Origin of the sequence: Shewanella oncorhynchi, from assembly GCF_030848765.1 — a bacterium.
Lineage (GTDB): Bacteria > Pseudomonadota > Gammaproteobacteria > Enterobacterales > Shewanellaceae > Shewanella > Shewanella oncorhynchi.
Map to the genome: position 1 here is coordinate 806,570 of NZ_CP132914.1, position 17,963 is coordinate 824,532.

The 17,963-nt window shown below is 43.9% G+C and carries 20 protein-coding genes; 16 read left to right on the forward strand and 4 right to left on the reverse strand.

Features of this window, described 5'->3' with window-relative positions; genetic code table 11:
• Window positions 1–21: 21 nt before the first annotated feature.
• From RA178_RS03755 to RA178_RS03780, 6 genes are read left to right on the forward strand one after another with little or no spacing between them, the layout of a single operon-like run.
• The gene (locus tag RA178_RS03755) at window positions 22–393 is read left to right on the forward strand and encodes a hypothetical protein (RefSeq protein WP_306684603.1); all 372 of its coding nucleotides are present in this window, start codon (window positions 22–24) and stop codon (window positions 391–393) included.
• Window positions 394–400: 7 nt separating this feature from the next.
• Complete coding sequence (locus RA178_RS03760) at window positions 401–2,839, forward strand: hypothetical protein (RefSeq protein WP_306684605.1); 2,439 nt, start codon at window positions 401–403, stop codon at window positions 2,837–2,839.
• A 12-nt stretch (window positions 2,840–2,851) separates the two neighbouring features.
• A complete protein-coding gene (locus RA178_RS03765; RefSeq protein WP_306684606.1) occupies window positions 2,852–3,778 on the forward strand; it encodes a hypothetical protein in 927 nt (308 codons plus the stop codon).
• The gene (locus RA178_RS03770; protein WP_012196696.1) at window positions 3,771–4,058 is read left to right on the forward strand and encodes a hypothetical protein; all 288 of its coding nucleotides are present in this window, start codon (window positions 3,771–3,773) and stop codon (window positions 4,056–4,058) included. Before RA178_RS03765 ends, RA178_RS03770 begins: the two co-directional genes overlap by 8 nt.
• A complete protein-coding gene (locus tag RA178_RS03775) occupies window positions 4,055–5,818 on the forward strand; it encodes a hypothetical protein (RefSeq protein WP_306684608.1) in 1,764 nt (587 codons plus the stop codon). The genes RA178_RS03770 and RA178_RS03775 overlap by 4 nt, the downstream gene beginning before the upstream one ends.
• A 60-nt stretch (window positions 5,819–5,878) precedes the next feature.
• Window positions 5,879–6,091 (forward strand): hypothetical protein, encoded by a 213-nt coding sequence (locus RA178_RS03780; protein ID WP_105251461.1) that lies wholly within the window; start codon window positions 5,879–5,881, stop codon window positions 6,089–6,091.
• Between the two features lie 90 nt (window positions 6,092–6,181).
• Here RA178_RS03780 and RA178_RS03785 read toward each other — a convergent pair whose 3' ends face one another.
• Together RA178_RS03785 and RA178_RS03790 are read right to left on the reverse strand one after the other, a co-directional pair.
• Window positions 6,182–7,153 carry a hypothetical protein gene (locus tag RA178_RS03785; RefSeq protein ID WP_306684609.1) on the reverse strand — a complete coding sequence of 324 codons (972 nt, stop codon included), beginning with the start codon at window positions 7,151–7,153 and terminating at the stop codon, window positions 6,182–6,184.
• A 479-nt stretch (window positions 7,154–7,632) separates the two neighbouring features.
• The gene (locus tag RA178_RS03790) at window positions 7,633–8,700 is read right to left on the reverse strand and encodes a tyrosine-type recombinase/integrase (protein ID WP_168826656.1); all 1,068 of its coding nucleotides are present in this window, start codon (window positions 8,698–8,700) and stop codon (window positions 7,633–7,635) included.
• 120 nt (window positions 8,701–8,820) lie between these two features.
• Here RA178_RS03790 and dusA point away from each other — a divergent pair, with 120 nt between their 5' ends.
• The 3 genes from dusA (at window position 8,821) to RA178_RS03805 (ending at window position 10,691) form a co-directional block, all read left to right on the forward strand.
• A complete protein-coding gene (dusA, locus tag RA178_RS03795) occupies window positions 8,821–9,840 on the forward strand; it encodes a tRNA dihydrouridine(20/20a) synthase DusA (protein ID WP_306684610.1) in 1,020 nt (339 codons plus the stop codon).
• Window positions 9,841–10,048: 208 nt separating this feature from the next.
• The gene (locus RA178_RS03800) at window positions 10,049–10,339 is read left to right on the forward strand and encodes a hypothetical protein (protein ID WP_173246873.1); all 291 of its coding nucleotides are present in this window, start codon (window positions 10,049–10,051) and stop codon (window positions 10,337–10,339) included.
• Window positions 10,340–10,490: 151 nt separating this feature from the next.
• The gene (locus RA178_RS03805; protein WP_113941528.1) at window positions 10,491–10,691 is read left to right on the forward strand and encodes a PspC domain-containing protein; all 201 of its coding nucleotides are present in this window, start codon (window positions 10,491–10,493) and stop codon (window positions 10,689–10,691) included.
• A 132-nt stretch (window positions 10,692–10,823) separates the two neighbouring features.
• Here RA178_RS03805 and RA178_RS03810 read toward each other — a convergent pair whose 3' ends face one another.
• The gene (locus RA178_RS03810; RefSeq protein WP_028761866.1) at window positions 10,824–11,561 is read right to left on the reverse strand and encodes an enoyl-CoA hydratase; all 738 of its coding nucleotides are present in this window, start codon (window positions 11,559–11,561) and stop codon (window positions 10,824–10,826) included.
• A gap of 33 nt (window positions 11,562–11,594) precedes the next feature.
• Here RA178_RS03810 and RA178_RS03815 point away from each other — a divergent pair, with 33 nt between their 5' ends.
• From RA178_RS03815 to RA178_RS03825, 3 genes are read left to right on the forward strand one after another with little or no spacing between them, the layout of a single operon-like run.
• Entirely contained in the window at window positions 11,595–12,077 is a 483-nt protein-coding gene (locus tag RA178_RS03815; protein ID WP_263164696.1) for a copper chaperone PCu(A)C, read from the forward strand.
• A gap of 11 nt (window positions 12,078–12,088) precedes the next feature.
• Entirely contained in the window at window positions 12,089–13,057 is a 969-nt protein-coding gene (locus RA178_RS03820) for a DUF2333 family protein (RefSeq protein WP_105251468.1), read from the forward strand.
• A gap of 2 nt (window positions 13,058–13,059) precedes the next feature.
• The gene (locus tag RA178_RS03825; RefSeq protein ID WP_168826660.1) at window positions 13,060–13,797 is read left to right on the forward strand and encodes a TIGR04219 family outer membrane beta-barrel protein; all 738 of its coding nucleotides are present in this window, start codon (window positions 13,060–13,062) and stop codon (window positions 13,795–13,797) included.
• 76 nt (window positions 13,798–13,873) lie between these two features.
• Here RA178_RS03825 and tolC read toward each other — a convergent pair whose 3' ends face one another.
• Window positions 13,874–15,181 carry an outer membrane channel protein TolC gene (tolC, locus tag RA178_RS03830; protein ID WP_105251469.1) on the reverse strand — a complete coding sequence of 436 codons (1,308 nt, stop codon included), beginning with the start codon at window positions 15,179–15,181 and terminating at the stop codon, window positions 13,874–13,876.
• 244 nt (window positions 15,182–15,425) lie between these two features.
• On the opposite strand from tolC, the gene nudF reads away from it, so the two are divergent.
• Genes nudF through RA178_RS03850 form a run of 4 tightly spaced genes read left to right on the forward strand, consistent with a single transcriptional unit; the run spans window position 15,426 to window position 17,932 of the window.
• Window positions 15,426–16,028, forward strand: a complete 603-nt coding sequence (gene nudF / locus RA178_RS03835) for an ADP-ribose diphosphatase (RefSeq protein ID WP_306684615.1) — start codon at window positions 15,426–15,428, stop codon at window positions 16,026–16,028.
• A gap of 6 nt (window positions 16,029–16,034) precedes the next feature.
• Window positions 16,035–16,475: a DUF1249 domain-containing protein gene (locus RA178_RS03840; RefSeq protein ID WP_105251470.1), complete on the forward strand. Its 441-nt coding sequence runs from the start codon at window positions 16,035–16,037 to the stop codon at window positions 16,473–16,475.
• Between the two features lie 15 nt (window positions 16,476–16,490).
• Window positions 16,491–17,330 (forward strand): 3',5'-cyclic-AMP phosphodiesterase, encoded by an 840-nt coding sequence (gene cpdA / locus RA178_RS03845; protein ID WP_105251471.1) that lies wholly within the window; start codon window positions 16,491–16,493, stop codon window positions 17,328–17,330.
• 26 nt (window positions 17,331–17,356) lie between these two features.
• Window positions 17,357–17,932, forward strand: coding sequence for a YqiA/YcfP family alpha/beta fold hydrolase (locus tag RA178_RS03850; RefSeq protein WP_306684617.1), 576 nt, complete (start codon window positions 17,357–17,359; stop codon window positions 17,930–17,932).
• Window positions 17,933–17,963 lie beyond the last annotated feature (31 nt).

Consider the following 17,963-nt stretch of genomic DNA (forward strand, 5'->3'; position numbering starts at 1 on the left):
CCCATTTAATTAAAGGTCCCTATGACAACCATCGATAGCATCGATATCGCGGTGGATTTGCTGTGGCTAAATCGCGACAACACGCCACGCGTGGCGGCCAACATGAAGCGCGCCTTAAACGGTGCGCCATTGGTGCAGCAAACCATTATCCCAGCCGGTATTGCCATGGAGTTAGGCACCAAATCGGGATGGATGCTGCGCCCTGAGTTTGAACAATTAAAAGCCCATGCCGCCATTACGTTAACCGCCTTCACGTTGGCCTATGAAGGCACCAGTTATAACGTGGTTTGGGATAACACTGCAGGCTCGCCCATAACGGGCGAGGATTTATTTGACGAAGTTGGCGGGTTTGAAAAGCTCACTAACGTGGTTCTTAAGTTTCTGACTTTATAGGCCGTTTATGACTATTTCCCGTTTAGATTTAAAAGTATTTAAACCTGAGCAATTAGGCTCAAGCGACGATGCAGGTGGGCAACGTACCAAGCTGGCGGTTGAGTCTGGTAAGCTTAACGAATTGTTTCGCGCTATTTCTGACATAGATCACGCGCAATCAGCGGTTGATATTGTGAAGTGTTATCCCGCACTCAATACCCCTGATACATCGATTTTGCTCGATGGTCATGTGTTTATCAGCCAAAAGCCCACCGATGATCTGGTCAGTTTATTGATCGCCGAAGCCGCTACGCTTGATGATGCCGACCGCATGACCGATATGGTTGAGATTCTGGAATCATCCGTTCGTGCTGGCCAGTTGATCCGCAATCGCTTAATTGGTTTTCTGGAAGGGCAAGATTCCTTTCCTAAGTCGTATCTGCAATCTAGTTATCTATTTAATGGTACTGAGTATTGGTCGAACGTCACATTACTGCAGGGACAAACCGTTGTTATTTCTGTTGAGTATCCTGGCGCCGAAAGTGCACTTTACCCACGGTTTGAGCATTTCTGCCAAATTCAAGAAACGGTTACTGGTGGCCCCACAGGCATAGTGAAGTTTAAACCCGCCATTCCGTTTATCACACCTAACTACGATATAACAATCAACGGTGAGTCAGGCTGCACCAAGTTACGCTACACCAGTGATAATGACGGGATTAAATATCATGGCGTAACCAAACTCACTGCCGCCTCAGCAACCAATACTTTAGCTGTTGAATCGACTCAAACGGAATTGCTGCCAAAAGTAAAAACGGTTAATCCACTGACAGGTAAAAGTATTGTTGAGGGCGGCAGTGGTGATGTGCCAAGTACCGTTATCAAAAATAACGTTTCACAGCCTTATATCTATGGTCAATTTACCTATATTTTTGAAGTATCTGATATTTTAAATAATGACTTTGTTAATGAGGTACTGGGTTTTAAGCCGCGCCTGACGGCCTCAAACTTTTCCTATTGGAATATCAGCGTCACAGGCACAACTATCACAGCGAATACCTCTAGCCTTATACCTGGTTTAGACACGCTGACAATTGAATACGTCTCCGCTGCAAAATATGGCTTATATAGCAGTGCCACCACATTCCCTGATTTTAAAAAGATATCACTCGGTACCACTAAAATGGTGCTGACATTTTTAAATACTGCCCATGGCAGTGTCAGCATGACAGAAACATCTAGCGGCAACTTTGTCAGCGGTGGTGTGCGTTTGGCACAGCTTGATTACCATACTGGCGCAGTCACTAAGTTCCTTGATGCCCGTGGTGACTTCACTGTGCATTATGACTGTCTGATTGAGGAATCGACTTCATCAGCCAATACCGTCAGCTTTGCGCTCGCCACCGACAGCCCAATTTATGACACCTTTTATGTCACCATTAGCAACGCTGCAGGTGACACCCTGCTATCGGGCTCAAGTGATAACGCTGGCGTGATCACCGGCTTAGGTATTAGCGGCAATATCACGGATGCAAATGTGCAGTTAACCTTTGCACAAGCCGTGGACTTAACCACGCTGCGCTATGACATTAGTGAGACTGTCACACTTTCACCGCCACCCGAACTATACGGCCTTAATCCATTGCGGATTAAGAACGGCGGGGTGGTGAATGCATTCACAGCATGGAACACGATTTCGGTGCAACAGACTGAAATACAAGTGTTGAGCAGTCCAGCGCCAGCCCAAACCTACAACGCTCGCGCTAATGCGCGCTTTGTCGATATTACCGATGCTGAGGGTAAATCACTTTGGACGCTGACTAATACCCATTACACATGGGTTAAAGCAACAGGTGTTGTCACTATCAATAGCGATTTTACGGGCTTTACTGCGCCATTCATTCTCACCGATACCATTGGCGAAATTGCGCTAGTGACAGATGTACAAGCACAGGCATTAATACTGGCATCGCCATTAAGCCAAACATATCCAATCGGTGCCAATGTATCGAGTGTGCAAAATTTGGGAGACTTACAGGCCCGTATCGGCACGGTGCGGGATATGACGGCATGGGCTAATAATTGGGATCTCGATGGTTCACCCGCAACAGGCAACATGAATACTGTCGATTTTCCCATCGAGGTCCGTAACGACGCTGCAGTAAATGAGGACTGGGTATTGATCTTCACCAGTGCAACCGCATTCCGTTGCGTTGGTCGCCGCCTCGGTCAAATTGCCACGGGCGACACGCTTAATGACTTTGCACCTGTAAACCCGCTAACCCTGCAGCCTTACTTCATTATTCGTTCTGGCGCATTTGGTGGTGGCTGGCAAGCGGGCGAGGCCATTCGTTTTATGAGTTATGCCGCGAGTAAACCCGTCATGTTATTGCGCACAGTGCAAAGCGGTCACAGTCAAATCACCACCGACCGCGCCGTGCTCGCGTTCCGTGGCAACGAATCTTAATAGGGGTATGCAATGGGATTACCAGTAACTGTTTATCGTTATACCGATGCGGGTGCACCGCAATTAACTAATGGCACACCATCGGAATGGATTAATATTTTAAAAAAAGTGTTGGTTGAGGGTTATGGTTCTAAATCACCACTCGGTTGGACATTAGAATTCGAAAATGCAGGTGTGTACAGTGCTGTATTTCGTAATTCAATCACTGATGGTGGTAGTGGTGGCTATGTAAAATTCTATTCACTAGACGGTAGCAATGTTGCATATAAAACAATAATGATGAAGTGTGCCCTGTCGATGACATCCATTGACACTTTTGTAAAACCATTGTGGACTAGGGGGTTACTATCTGCATCAAGCACAAAGGGTTGGGAAGTCATAGGGACCAGCCGGGGATTTTATCTAATACAGCATTATACAGCTAATCTTTTAAACGGTTTACAAGGGTATGGTTATGACACTCAAGCTTATTTTATAGGTGATATCGAATCATCGGTTGCAAATGATGCTGGTGTTTTTACGATTGTATCGGGTGAATCTGTAAGTGCCGATGCTACTAATAGTAACGGGGTAACTACTAATAGTGGTGCATTGGGTGCACAGTTATATAACACCGACGGTAGCAATTCTAATATCATGTATAGTTTTACAAAATCAACTTTTTATAAAAACTCACCTGCGCCAAATGGTGATGCAGAACTTTTGGGTATCAATCATGTAATGTCACCGATACCTATCATTGGTGCACTTGCACAAAATGCAAGTGTTGAATCACCGGTTGGCCGAGGGCATGTTCCCGGTTTATACACATCATCATTTGCAGGTTATCGGACTGTGAACTGGCCTAAAGAGATTACACAATCTGGTGTGGTATGGGTTCTATTGAGATCGTATAACTCACCCCAACAGTGGGTTAAAACAGGTACATGGTATGATTAAACAACTTGTAAATATTGTTGTTAAAGCACCTGTTGCTATGCAAGCAAGGGTTACTATAGACACTGACATAGATGCTGAAAGGGTGGTATTGATGCATCGAAATACAGGTGATTTATACTACATGTTTAAAGTGGTCAGCCCTGTTACATCATTTACTGTACCGTATAGCCATGCGGTGAACGATACATTGCTAGTTGGTATTTTGGACGACAACCATGTGTACAATTGCAAATTTGTCGATGGTGTACGTGCTGAAAATATTAATGCGAACGCGATATGACAGCAATAACGCTTCGGTTTGACACACCTTGGTTAAATGCGGTCAGCCCAATAACAATCAGGTTTATTGACACACCAGTTGTTGTTGATAATTCATTTGGTATCGAGTGTGGATTCAGTTGGTTTACGCTCGATGCTGTTGAACAATCATTATTGTTGGCTGAGTTTTCAAGTGATATTGAATCTAAAATTGAATCACCGTGGGATAATTACAACGCCGATGAGATTAAATTTGATGCAGTATGGTTATCCAATATTGCAAACGATTCAGTATTATCAATCAATTGGTTATTCAATCTAGATACCCAAACAAACACTAGCATTAATTGGTCGCTGCCAATTGATCACCAAATTACATTAAGCGTTAACTGGGTTGTGCCAGATGAGTATCAAATACAATTCTCAATCAACTGGCTGGATATTGCCGCGCACCAGTTACACACGGCAGTCGCATGGATAGATGGTCAAGAACAAGAAAGCGCGTTGATTATTCAGTACCGTGGCACTGTGGTCGATGATGAAAAGTCGATTAAATGGGGCTTCCACGAACCGCGCTGGGTTTGCTCTACCAAGTACCGCCCTCCCGTTGGTAAGGTCACGCTTCGATTTAATGAGCCATTATCTACACAACCAAACCCTATTGTTTTACGGTTCACGGCCTCACCGAACGTTTGCTACTGGGACGATGGCGGCGGCCTCATTGATGCTAACCCACCATTACCCAATATCGATTTTAAAATCCCGATTGAACCACAAATCCGCAGGTACTACTTAATGCAGCCAACGATCACATGCGTGCGAGTATCAGACAGTTTACCGATTGTGATCACCAGTGTGAGCATTAGCCAAAGCCGTGGGCAGTGGGCGAGGTCGGTTAGCCTTGAGTTCTCAAGCCGTATCGATGCGCAGCGTGCCCACAATGAGCTATTGCTGATCACCATCAACGGTTATGAGTTTTATGCCATTGCCGAGCAGCCAAGCGCCAGCAAAGCCTTTGGGATTGAAACCCACAGCAGCACAGGCCGATCACGCGCAGCAGAGCTGTCATCACCTTACCTTTTGCCAATCAGCTACACCAACACCGTCTTGCTCAGCCTTGGCGGTATTATCGGTGATTTGCTGCAAACCACAGGTTGGACAGTAGAGTTAAGCGGCATCCCTGATTTTACAATTCCAGCGGGGGCGTTTAGCGTGGGCAATAAAACGCCTATCGAAGCAGTAGCCGAGGCGGTAGGGCAATTGGGCAGCATGATCTTAACCGATGATGCGGCCAAAAAGCTGACTATCGTCCCGCGCTGGCCTACTGCACCGTGGGAAATGGCAACTGCAGTGCCAGATCTGGCATTGCACGATGCGGTGATCACTAGCTATAGCGATTCAGTTAGCCGCAATCCATTGTGTAACGTGGTGTGGCTGCGTGGCGAACAGCAGGGCATTGATGCAAAAGTAAAACGCGCTGGCAGTGCTGGTAATATTCCCGCCGCTGATATCATTGCCCAACTGATTGTCGATAACCAAGCCGCCCGCGTAGCCGGCACTAATGCACTGGCCGAAACTGGCGATAAGTTGAGCGTGAATATCTCGATGCCAGTGATGGCCGACTTACCACCTGCCACACCTGGTATGTTGATTGGCGTCACCATCAACAGCGAAGTGTTTAAAGGCGTGTGCGATAGTTGGATTATCCGAGCCAGCATCAGCGACCGTGGTGATATTGATATCGAGCAAAGCATCACACTGATCAGCCCGTTAGAAAGTTAGATCTAGGTTCTACTCCCTATGGCCTAGGCTTTATCCCTCTTAACTTCTGTCGAGAAAATCATGCTCAAACAACTTCAATCTGCTTTGGTGCTGCCACGGCAGATCATGCTTGTGTCTGCGGTTAATGCGGATGGCACTGTCACCGCCAGCAGTGCCAGCGGCCACACTATCCGCGCTATTGGCTCAGGAACGGTAGGCGATCATATCTATGTACAAGACGGCAGGGTGCTAGGGACTGCACCAGATTTGCCATTTGTAGAGATAGAGGTTTAAGGCACTCCACCTATCTGACCTCAAAAACGACAATACAGAAGTATAAATACCTCTGTATTGTCGTTGTGTTGCTTACGTCACTAAAGTTTTTTAGTAGTCAGGCTGTTGACCACTTCCCCAATTCCATGTGCATTTTTGGGTAGTATCACGTTTGATTCTCAAGAAATGTTTTCCTGAAAGATGGACTTCTGCAATGTTGTTAGACCAAGTAACATTACTGGGTTCAAAGCAGCGATATGGCATAGGTTCAGGCGTTAAGGATTGTTGATACAACGTCACTTCAATATACTGTTTATCCAGCAACCCTGAGAGTGACTCTTTGATAAATTGTCCTACATCAATGTTGTTTACGATGTATTTATTAGGCTGGACAATCTGATCCAGTCCTAAAATTTTAGTATCACTATTCTGAACAGATAATAATGTCTGTGTAATGACTTTAGTTACACCAATTGAGATTATATATTCTGCTATATTATCAATAGTCAACATTTCTAATGGTCCAAGGAATGGGCCAAAGTTGCTATCAACATCAACAGATTTAGTGGCAGAAAACTGCGGGTTGTCAATTACACCAGTAATCAAATTATAATCACCAGACACAACGATATTACTCATGTTAAGTTTTGCTTTTACATCCAGATACCAACTCTTTTCTGCCTTGGCGACAATATTGAGATTTGGGATGGTGACTTTTACTTCTATACCACCATTACTTTTACCAGTCAGCTTGAATTTAATTGGGGCTGAATAAGTTGCCTGAACACTTCTTAAATGAATGCTAGCTTTTTCAACTATTTTGCTTATTTCAGGTATTAATCTAGTTGTGGTTTCTTGCTGAAGTTTGAGATAGATATTGTTTATGTCGAAGTGCGTGATGTTTAATTTGTTACTCACGACACTGCCATTGATAACGATGGGAGATGTATAGTTTGCATTTCCTGCAATACTCAGATCATAATTTTTTGAAATTATTTCAGCATCCCATTTGTATTCTTCAGAATTAACAGAAAAAGTACTTAGACATAGTGAAGCTATTAAAACCGATAAACTTTTTTTCATAATTACACCTTCTAATATCCATATTATTGACGTAAGCGAAATGAGCGTACTACACAAGCATTGTTTGTACAATGATGCTTTTATGTGAATTTATTAATTCACCTTAGTTGAACTCTAGACTTATTTTACCGTTGTTAGTTCTAATTGGTGGATGTATCTAATTAAATTCAATAAATTACGGATGTAAAAATTTTGATGGTTATCCCACGTCTTTGACTTTCATGGTTGTCATTCAAAAGTTGTAATTTAACACGTATAAAAAGATGTCTTTATAAATGTAAGAACAAGATAAGATTTATCAAAAAATCAGGAACTATATAATACCGTTAGCTCTCTGTATCCGTTAGAGATATGGATATTCACATGTAACCATGTTTCGTGTACATCATCAGGTTAATCAGTATTTAGAACTAAAGGTTGAAATTTCATTTTAACTTTTTAGTTTTAATTTAGTTTATTAAAATTCTTCCTAATTAAAACTAGTTCAAGTCCTTATCATGCAACCGCTTAGGGAATAGCTCGGTATACACCTGCCACAGAGTATTAACATTCCTATGCCCTGTCACCTGCGCCACTTCATCAATGCTATAGCCCTTCTCAAACAACCGGCTTGCACCTTCACGCCTTAGGTCGTGATAGCGTAAATCTTCAATTCCCAATTCGTTACGCACCCGCTGAAACCCTGCAGTAACACTGCGCTCGTTGTAGGGGAAAACCCGCGCATCATTCCTCGGCTGCTTTTGCAGTATCTCCCAGGCACCACCTAACAGCGGTACCAACATGTGGTTGCCTGCTTTTTTACGCGGGTCCTTACGGTCACGAACAATCACGGCCTTTTGTGCCTCATCTACATCGTCCCATGTTATCCGGCACACTTCACCAATACGCATGCAACTCAGTATCGAGAAATCCAGCAAATCAATATAAGGGATGTGTGCAGCCCGTTGATCTGCTCTTGCAGCTAATCCAACTTTTAACCTCTCAATCTCATCCGTAGTCGGTCTGCGCGAACGCTTCCCCGATTTAGCGATCAAGTCTTGGCTATACAGTGCATCGTAAGCCTCAATAACCGAAATTTGTGAAACCTCATGCCCAAAATTTGATTTAGCGATTCGTAGCAGCCATCGGATCACGCTTACATCAACTGCAATAGTAGATGGCCCAGTGCCTGCGCTGCGTCGCAATTTACAGTGATCGATGATGTGGTGCGGCTTAATATCAGTCAGATTCAATTTAGCAATATCGCAATCAGATAACAGCCTTAAACAAAAACGCTTCGAACGACCAATGCTGCTGTCGATATTTTCATCTGTCAGGGCTTTGTTGATGATGCTGCCCAATGTAACAGGAGCCGTATCCTCAGTAGCAAACCCGTTTGACTCAATATCAATCACCCGATCTTTACCCCATGCCTCGGCAGCGGCATATTTGGTAAAGGTACGTTGCTCCGTGTATAATATTTTGCCGTTTTTCTTTACACGAACTAGGCAGCGATGCCGCACAGTGCCGTCGGCTTTTTCGCGTTTTTGAATGCTATATGATGCCATGTTTTTGGTTCCCCGAACCCTTCAGTCCAATCCATTGTGGATCACTATAGGTTCCCCGAGCAATGCAAAACATGCAAAAACGTACAAAAATTAGCAAAAATATTAACTTTTCGGATTGTAATGAATTTAGATAAAACCCATCAGCACCAAGGTTTAGCGCCTAAAACCCTCGATAGAACATTTTCCATTGCGCCCATGTTGGATTGGACGGACCGTCATTATCGTTATTTTGCACGTTTGATGTCGGCTAATGCTTTGTTGTATACGGAGATGGTGACAACAGGAGCGATATTGCATGGTCGCGGTGATTACTTGGCGTATAACCAAGAAGAACATCCTTTGGCGTTGCAGTTAGGTGGCTCTAATCCCTTAGATTTGGCTCGTTGCGCTAAACTCGCTGCTGAGCGAGGCTACGATGAAGTTAACCTCAATGTGGGTTGTCCTTCCGATCGAGTGCAGAATGGTCGCTTTGGCGCGTGTTTGATGGCGGAACCTGAGTTAGTGGCTGAGTGTGTTGACGCCATGAAACAAGTCGTTGATATTCCTGTGACTGTGAAAACGCGTATCGGAATTGATGAACAAGATAGTTATGCGTTTTTAACCCAGTTTATTGATGTGGTCAGTGCAAAAGGGTGTACGGATTTTACTATCCATGCGCGTAAGGCGTGGCTTCAAGGGTTAAGCCCAAAAGAGAATCGCGAGATCCCGCCGCTCGATTATGAGCGTGTGTATCAACTTAAGCGTGATTATCCTGCACTTAATATTGGTATTAATGGCGGCGTAACAACTCTCGAGCAAGCACAAGTTCATTTAGTGCAGCTCGATGGAGTAATGATGGGGCGCGAGGCTTATCAGAATCCTTATATTCTGGCGCAGGTGGATCAAATATTGTGTGGCAGTCAAAAAGCAGTGATCAGCCGCGAGGCTGTGATTGAGGCTATGTTGCCTTATATCGAAGCACATTTGCAGTCGGGTGGGCGACTTAATCATATTACTCGCCATATGATCGGGTTATTCCAAGGCTTACCGGGTGCCCGTGCGTGGCGCCGTTATTTGAGCGAAAATGCCCATAAAAACGGCGCTGGGATAGAAGTGGTAAAGCAGGCTTTTCAGAATATTCAGGCTGAAGTTGTAGAGTAATTCCACTCGACTTAAAAGATGGTGAAATTTACTAATTTGAGTAGTATTTTTCACCACTTGTTATTTTTCAATCCATCCCTATATCTCATTTTGTCCACATAAATTTTTTAAAATGATTAAAATCATAATCTTAAAAATATCTTTATAAGTTGGCACGCAGTTTGTAATAGTCCCTTCGTCAAGTTAATTAATCGAAAGGGATGCCATCATGTTTACGTTAACCATTAAAAAATCAGTACAAATGAGTGTGTTATTAGGCGCGTTAGTCGGTAGCGTTGCAGCACACGCAGAAGCCGCACCAATATCAGATGTTGTGGGAACTATTGAGCAAACATTAACTGCGCAGACACAAGAGTTGTTCGTCAGTGTAAAGCGTGAATTTGTGATGTCATTGCAAACACAACTGGCTGAAAGTATTTATGACTTCAACAGTCAACTTAGCTTAAACGCTGAAAATAAAGGTGAATCGGCAGGTGCCGATGAATATAGCGCTAAGTAAAGGATCTGCTTATGTGGTTTGTAGCACCTTTGATGACATTGCTACTGTTACCTGTAATTAGTCTTGCGTTGTTTTCAGGCATTATTTGCTGGTTTCAGTGGCATAGTGTTAGTGATAAATAAGTTAGCGATGAACTGAGCCGAGGTTTTAGATGAAACGATTAAAAGTGCGTATGGAGAGTCCAGAGCGGTTAGTGTGTGGTGTTGCTGCAGGCATGGCGTGGAAATTTGATTGGTCTTGTTTTTGGACTCGTGCGGTGTGGGCTGGTGCAGTTGTATTTATGCCGGGTGTAAGTTTGCTAATTTACTTTGTTTTAGCATTGTTAGTTGACCAATGGAAAAAACCAGCCTAAGCATGCCGTGATGGCTGGCGTTCGATGAGCTCATAAGTGGCTTGTTGTGATTTAAAATGATGCAGTTAAACCTATCAACAAGAGGGGACTTTGACCCTCATGCGAAAATGTATATGCATACTGCCTTGCAGACTACTTTTTCAAAAAAGCCTGAAATCTGCTTTTGGCTTCATCACTTTTTAGCCTAGCGCTAAATTGTTCAAGTTCTTGGTGCATTTGGTGTTGTACACGATTTTTATGCGGACGCATTAATTGACGTGTGATTTGTAGTGCTTGTGGCGGTTGATTGGCCAATTTTTTTGCCTGAGATAATGCATAACTGAGTAAATCTTCATGGGCCACAATTTCGTTGATCATATTGAGTCTATGGGCCGTCTCGGCATTAAAACTTTCACCAAGTAGCAGTAACTCAGCCGCTTTTTGATAACCAATGAGTTCTGGTAAGAGTAGGCTAGCCCCCGCTTCCGGCACGAGAGCCAAGTTGACGAAGGGAAGTTGAAATTTCGCCGTGTTGTCAGCGTATACCAGATCGCAATGTAGCAGTACGGTTGTACCTATACCGACGGCGGCACCAGAAACAGCAGCCACCAGAGGTTTTTTGAGTTCGAGCAGACAAAATAAGAAACGTACTGCGGGATGATTTGGCCCTAAGTCACTATTTTTCAAAAAGTCAGCAACATCATTGCCTGAGGTGAAACAATTATCTTGGCCATGGAGCATAAAGGCACGAATGTCGTTGTCTGCTTCACCTTCGATCAGGTATTCTGTCAGTTGTTTATACATATTAAGATCAAGTGCATTGCGTTTATCAGGGCGATTAAAGCTAATAATACGCACTCCCTGATCATCCTGAACCTGTATATGACTCATGGGTTGTTTCCTTTACGACGACATTGGGTAGACATGGAGTTTAAGACATTGAAACCAATATTCAAACAGCTGTTTAATTGTCTAGTTTTATCTTGTGCATCATTTTCAGCGTTGGCGAACGTAGTCATGACTGAAGGTCATATACGCGCCATGCCTGAGACAGTACCAAATACTGCCGCTTACTTTACGCTTGAAAACCACACAGATAAAGCGATTCGTCTTATCGGTGTCAGTTCGACTGTGGCAAAGGATGCCCAATTACACACGATTATCGAAGACCAAGGCATGGTGAAGATGCGCCATGTTGAAGGTTTTGACATCCCCTCCCATGGCACATTAACGTTAACGCCGTCAGGGGATCACGTCATGTTGCTTGGCTTAAAAGCGCCATTGGTGTTAGAGCAACAAGTTGAACTGCAATTAGAGTTTGACGGTGGCGAGAAAATGGCAATTACCCTGCCTGTTAGTAAAGCAGCAGAAAACGCCGCAGAGCAAGAGCATCATCACCATCATTAAGGAGTCGCTTGATGCAAATTACATGGAAAAAAGTTACCGGGGTCGGTTTATTTTTAGTATTAATCGGTTATGGCGTGAGTGTATGGTGGAGTATCGAACCGGATCCAATTAGCCCTCAACAATTAACAGCATCCAATAAGAATATTGTTGGGTACGCTACTACTACATCGCTAATCCTCACAGTCGAAAATTTACTCGATAAGCAAGGTGGTTGGCTATCAAACGATGTGATGCCACCTTCCATCTTCATGGATAACATGCCCGCATTTGAATATGGTGCTTTGGAGCAAGCCCGTGATTTAGCCTTGATTATGCGTAAAGAGTTTAGCCGCTCACAGTCACAATCTGCGGCGGACAAAGATTTAGGCGAAGCCCAATCTAAGCTCAATATTGACCACACAAGCTGGTTAGTACCGAGTGCCGAAAGCGAATATCGCGATGCAATCAAATTGCTGAAGCTTTATCGTGCCCGCATGATGGACCCAAATAATCAAGATGCACAGTTTTATGCCCGTGCTGACAACCTTAATGAATGGTTGAAAGAAGTGCAGAAACGTCTGGGCAGTATGTCGCAGCGTTTATCTGCCAGCGTTGGCCAAGAGCGCTTAAATACAGACCTAGCTGGTGACAATTCGGCGCGTCAATCAACTCCAAATTTGACCAGCCATCAGGTAAAAACCAGTTGGTGGAAAATTGATGATGTCTTCTATGAGAGCCGTGGTGCTTCATGGGCGTTGTTGAACTTTATGCGCGCAGTTGAAGTTGACTTTGCTGACGTATTGAAGAAGAAAAATGCTGAAGTGAGCCTAAGACAGATCATTCGTGAGCTGGAGGCGACTCAGCAAACTGTCTGGAGCCCTGTTGTGCTGAATGGCAGCGGTTTTGGCTTAGTCGCTAATCATTCATTGGTTATGGCTAACTATGTATCCCGTGCGAATGCCGCGGTGATTGATTTAACGAACTTGCTATCTCAAGGTTAATTATGAAAAAAACTCTCCTCGCCAGTGCGGTATTAGGATTCTGTATGGCCACATCTGCCCAAGCGGCCACTGTGGTTGGTTTTACGATTGGTGGTGATTACTGGCGCGCCGATACTAGCGGTACTTTTGCTGATAAAGGTCAACCACAACAAACATTTGATTACAGTTCATCTGCTCAAGGCAGTTATTGGATTGCAGTTGAGCACCCATTGCCATTTGTCCCTAACATTAAAATCCGTGAAAATAGCCTAGATCAGAAAGGCGGCATGTCGGATGCTGATTTCAACTTCAATGGGCATGATTTTAAAGGTAATGTTACTGCTTATACTGATTTGAGTAACACAGACTTCGTGCTGTACTACGAAATATTGGACAACGACATAGTGTCGTTGGATCTCGGTGCAGCATACAAGTTAATGAATGGTTCACTGCGTGTTCAAGATCCTGGCCATCCAGAAGAGAAAGATGTCGATAGCGGTATTGTGATGGGTTACGCCAGTACGCATGTAGGTATGCCTGGCTTAGGCTTGTACGGTTTTGCTGATTTGATGCAGGGCGTCAATGAGTCAAGCGTGCACGACTATGCAATTGGTTTAGGTTGGCAATTTGATGGTTTGGCCGTCGATACGCGTGTACGTGTAGGCTACCGTGAATTTTTATTCGATGTGAGTAATTTCTCGGGTGTGAGTGCTGATACTAAATTTAAAGGTTATTTTGCGGGTGTTGAAATCAACTTCTAATTTTGTTGATTTTAACTTCTAAGCATAAAAAAACCGCCAAATGGCGGTTTTTTATATTTAATGACTGAGAGCGTTGTTACTGTGCAATCAAGCCATTATTGATGGCGATAACATCATCTTCATTCAATGTACCCGCAGCTTGCTTTAGTGCAACAACTGAGTTGATGTAGCTATAGCGCGCATCGGATAATTTACGTTTTGAGTCGTATAAGTCACGGGTACGGTTCAAAACATCAACGATAGTACGAGTACCCACTTCAAAACCCGCTTGAGTGGCTTTTAGGGCACTTTCTGATGAAATTACCGATTGCTCATAAGCTTTGATTGAGCTGATAGAAGCGCCTACGTTGTTGTAGTTATTACGAACGTTTTTCACTACACCACGGTAAATTTGCTCAAGCTTTTCACTTGCTTCAACATACTGGAATTGTGCTTCATTAACTTGTGAGCTGACTTTGAAACCTTCAAAAATCGGAATGCTTAAGTTGACACCAACGCTGACATTATCAAAATCAGGTTCGTTGAGATTACCCATTTTTTGCTCAAGACCTTTGTTGTAACCGGCATTTAAGCTTAAAGACGGCATGTGGCCTGCTTGATAAAGCTTAATGGTCTCTTGGGCAATATCTTTACCAATACGTTGAGTCATTAAATCAACACTATTGGTTTCAGCAATTTTTAACCATTCGCTAGATGACGTTGGCGCTGGCGTAACGGCTGAGAAACGGTTGGTATCTAGCACATTAATCGTCTTGTGATCGATGCCGGTGATTTCACGTAAGGCTTCATAACTATTGGCGAGCGTGTTTTCGGCTAAAATTTCAGTGGCTGAGGCTAAGTCATATTGCGCTTGAGCTTCATGCACATCGGTAATCGCGGTTAAACCCACTGCGAAACGTTGTTTAGTTTGTTCAAGTTGACGCTCGATGGCGCGTTTTTCTGCACCTTGGAACTCGTAGTTGTCTTTCGCCGTTAATACATCGAAATAGGCTTTAGTGATACGAGTAATCAAGTTTTGTAATGCGGAAGCATAAGCGGAATCAGCTTGAGAAGCGGCTTTCTCAGCAAGACTTAAACCAACCCAAGCACTGTGATCATAGATGACTTGATTTAATTTCAGGCTACCTACTAGACCACTTGCATCATCCTTCGGATCATTCCAAGCTTTGTCATAACCGACGTTTGCACTAATGGTTGGCAACAGCGGAGCGCGGTTTTGCTCGATTTTCTCAAACAAACCATTACGCTGGGCTTGGGCTTGCAATACGAGCGGGTCGCTGGTCAGTGCTTGCTGATAAATTTGCAACAAATCATCTGCTTGCACCGCTGAAGCGGAAGCCGCAAGTGTTAATGCTGCGCATAAATTATGGATCTTAAATTTCATTTGCTGTCCTTATTAGACAAAATCCCCCCACGGAGGAATATTTTAACTTCGTTTAGACTAAGTAATGCCTTTACCAAGGCGGTTTGCGCTTCCCGACGCTTCCCGATACAGCTAAAACTTAATGACCTAGAGTCTAAGAACTCTGACACTTTCAAGTCAAATTCGAAGTGTAACAGATTTTATTTTAAAAATGTGCTCAAATTGCCTTGATTGTAGGCGCAAATTTAACTTTTAAGGATAGAGTATGAAACCCCCTGTTTTTTCGCAAACGGATATTGAGATCTTAGGAAAAAAATCCCTTTATCAAGGTTTTTTCTCAATGGACGAATACACTTTCAAGCATAAATTATTCGCTGGTGGTTGGAGTAAGCCTGTCACTCGCGAAGTGTTTGAACGGGGTCATGCTGTGGTCGTTCTGCCCTATGATGCCAAGCAAGATAAAGTCGTACTCATCGAACAGGTACGCTTTCCTGCATTAGCAACCGCTAAATCTCCTTGGCTTCTTGAGTTCGTCGCGGGTATGATTGCGCCCGCAGAAACGCCTCTGGATGTTGCACACCGAGAATTAATGGAAGAAACTGGCTTAATGGCTAAGCAAATACACAGTGTAAATAGCTATTTAGCGAGCCCAGGTGGTAGTACAGAACGTTTCTATTTCTATTGGGCTGATGTCGATTCAAACGACGCCCGTGGATTGCATGGATTAGCTGAAGAGCACGAAGATATTCGATTGCATGTCATGAGCCGCGAGCAAGCTTATGAGCGAGTGGTTGCGGGCGAGATTGATAATGCGTCGACCGTTATTGGATTACAATGGTTACAATTAAACTATCAGCAACTGGTTTAAATTGGGATGAATTTGGCTACTTCGAGTCTAAAACGGCGCTATAAACCCAACGTCAGTGATTTTTTAGCACTGTGCGGGCGTAATTATGGCTATATGTTGAAATGGTTACCGTTAGAGATAGCTATCGGTGAGTCATGGCGACTCGAAGGTGAGTTTGGTATATTAGTAGTGCGAATTTTAGAAAATACCAAATATACTCAGCTAGTTGAGATATCTCGTCCCATCGAAATCAAGGAGTTTATCAATACTCCCAAGGTGTTAGTGAGAATTTATCACGATGCTAAATTAGCAGAAGTGTTAACTGGCCAACAGATTTACCAATTACGCCCAGTGTATGATTATCCCAATGTACGCATGTATCAAAGTGATGAAAAGTACCAGGTGAATGCATTCCTGGAAGAGTTATTAAAGATTGGTTACCAACACAGTGTCGTGTGCCAGTCTTAGAATTGGGTATTCAATGTGCTGAAAGAGGCTGTCTCTTACTCCATAGCTGAAGGGGAAAGCGTGCGTATCGTGCAAGTCACAGATCCGCATCTTTTTGCCGATCCTGAAGCTCAGCTATTAGGAGTTAATACTAGCAAAAGTTTTGCTGCCGTATTAAATACGATTAGAGCTGTGGACTATCCTGCTCACTTGATGCTCGCCACGGGCGATTTGAGTCAAGACTATTCGGCTGAGTCCTATCAGCAATTTGTGAAAGCAGTCACCCCCGTTGGCTTACCTTGCCATTATCTTCCTGGAAATCATGACGATCCACGGATCATGTATCTGCACATGCAGGGTGAACAGATTTTTGGGCAGCAGCGTATTCTGGCGGGAAACTGGCAAATCCTCATGTTGGATTCAACCGTGCGGGGAAAGCCTGGCGGCAATATGGCCGAGACTCAGTTCGAATTAATTGATGAAGCCATTGCCGCACATCCTGAATGCCATACTTTACTGGTGATGCATCACAATCCCATCGTTGTGAATTGTACTTGGTTGGATCAGCACTGCATGGACAATGGCGCCGAGTTTATCGCGCGAGTGGCAAAGTATCCGCAGGTCAAAGGATTGCTCTGGGGACATGTGCACCAATGTATTGATACCCATCATAATGGGCCCCATGGCACGTTGCAGTTGATGGCGACACCTTCCACTTGTATTCAATTTAAGCCGTTATCGCCTTATTTTGCCTTGGATGGCGTTCAACCGGGTTATCGTTTGCTGGAGTTGAAAGCCGATGGTAGCATCAACACTAAAGTGTATCGCGTACCGGGTAACCATTTTTCCCCCGACAACAACTCTAGCGGTTATTAACGCGAATAGCCGCAGCCTGAGGAAATATGCTGCTTTATATTCACGGTTTTAATAGTTCTCCATTTTCAGATAAAGCTGTGATGACGGCTAAGTACATGACGCTGCATCATCCTAGTGTGGTCTTCCATCAGCCCCAATTACCCAATACACCTAAGGCTGCGATGGTGCTCTTAACCGCTTATGTTGAGGCGGCGATTGATGCCAACGAGCCATTAACTTATATAGGCTCATCTTTAGGCGGGTATTTCGCCAGCTATTTAGCCGAAACCTACGGTGGCAAAGCGGTGTTAGTTAATCCAGCGGTAAAACCCTTTGAGTTATTCGATGAGTTTATGGGGCCGCAATTCAATCCTTACACTGAACAGCATTATCTTGTCTTACCTGAGCATAAGTCTGAAGTCGCTGAATTTAATACGGCTGTGATCCGCAATCCGGATCGTTTTTTGGTATTATTGCAGACAGGTGATGATGTGCTGGATTATCGCGAAGCGGTCAATAAGTATCATCACTGTCAATTGCGAGTTGAAGCGGGTGGTGATCACAGCTTTGTTGGTTATGAGTCGCATCTGCAAACTGTAAGCCAATTTTTACACTTACCTTGACAAACTGACATGCCGAGCCGCAACATGGCCG

Excerpts from the sequence above, each read along its gene's own strand:
- RA178_RS03755 (WP_306684603.1), top strand. The coding sequence starts at position 22 with ATGACAACCATCGATAGCATCGATATCGCGGTGGATTTGCTGTGGCTA.
- RA178_RS03760 (WP_306684605.1), top strand. The coding sequence starts at position 401 with ATGACTATTTCCCGTTTAGATTTAAAAGTATTTAAACCTGAGCAATTA.
- RA178_RS03765 (WP_306684606.1), top strand. The coding sequence starts at position 2,852 with ATGGGATTACCAGTAACTGTTTATCGTTATACCGATGCGGGTGCACCG.
- RA178_RS03770 (WP_012196696.1), top strand. The coding sequence starts at position 3,771 with ATGATTAAACAACTTGTAAATATTGTTGTTAAAGCACCTGTTGCTATG.
- RA178_RS03775 (WP_306684608.1), top strand. The coding sequence starts at position 4,055 with ATGACAGCAATAACGCTTCGGTTTGACACACCTTGGTTAAATGCGGTC.
- RA178_RS03780 (WP_105251461.1), top strand. The coding sequence starts at position 5,879 with ATGCTCAAACAACTTCAATCTGCTTTGGTGCTGCCACGGCAGATCATG.
- RA178_RS03785 (WP_306684609.1), bottom strand. The coding sequence starts at position 7,153 with ATGAAAAAAAGTTTATCGGTTTTAATAGCTTCACTATGTCTAAGTACT.
- RA178_RS03790 (WP_168826656.1), bottom strand. The coding sequence starts at position 8,700 with ATGGCATCATATAGCATTCAAAAACGCGAAAAAGCCGACGGCACTGTG.
- dusA (WP_306684610.1), top strand. The coding sequence starts at position 8,821 with ATGAATTTAGATAAAACCCATCAGCACCAAGGTTTAGCGCCTAAAACC.
- RA178_RS03800 (WP_173246873.1), top strand. The coding sequence starts at position 10,049 with ATGTTTACGTTAACCATTAAAAAATCAGTACAAATGAGTGTGTTATTA.
- RA178_RS03805 (WP_113941528.1), top strand. The coding sequence starts at position 10,491 with ATGAAACGATTAAAAGTGCGTATGGAGAGTCCAGAGCGGTTAGTGTGT.
- RA178_RS03810 (WP_028761866.1), bottom strand. The coding sequence starts at position 11,561 with ATGAGTCATATACAGGTTCAGGATGATCAGGGAGTGCGTATTATTAGC.
- RA178_RS03815 (WP_263164696.1), top strand. The coding sequence starts at position 11,595 with ATGGAGTTTAAGACATTGAAACCAATATTCAAACAGCTGTTTAATTGT.
- RA178_RS03820 (WP_105251468.1), top strand. The coding sequence starts at position 12,089 with ATGCAAATTACATGGAAAAAAGTTACCGGGGTCGGTTTATTTTTAGTA.
- RA178_RS03825 (WP_168826660.1), top strand. The coding sequence starts at position 13,060 with ATGAAAAAAACTCTCCTCGCCAGTGCGGTATTAGGATTCTGTATGGCC.
- tolC (WP_105251469.1), bottom strand. The coding sequence starts at position 15,181 with ATGAAATTTAAGATCCATAATTTATGCGCAGCATTAACACTTGCGGCT.
- nudF (WP_306684615.1), top strand. The coding sequence starts at position 15,426 with ATGAAACCCCCTGTTTTTTCGCAAACGGATATTGAGATCTTAGGAAAA.
- RA178_RS03840 (WP_105251470.1), top strand. The coding sequence starts at position 16,035 with ATGAATTTGGCTACTTCGAGTCTAAAACGGCGCTATAAACCCAACGTC.
- RA178_RS03850 (WP_306684617.1), top strand. The coding sequence starts at position 17,357 with ATGCTGCTTTATATTCACGGTTTTAATAGTTCTCCATTTTCAGATAAA.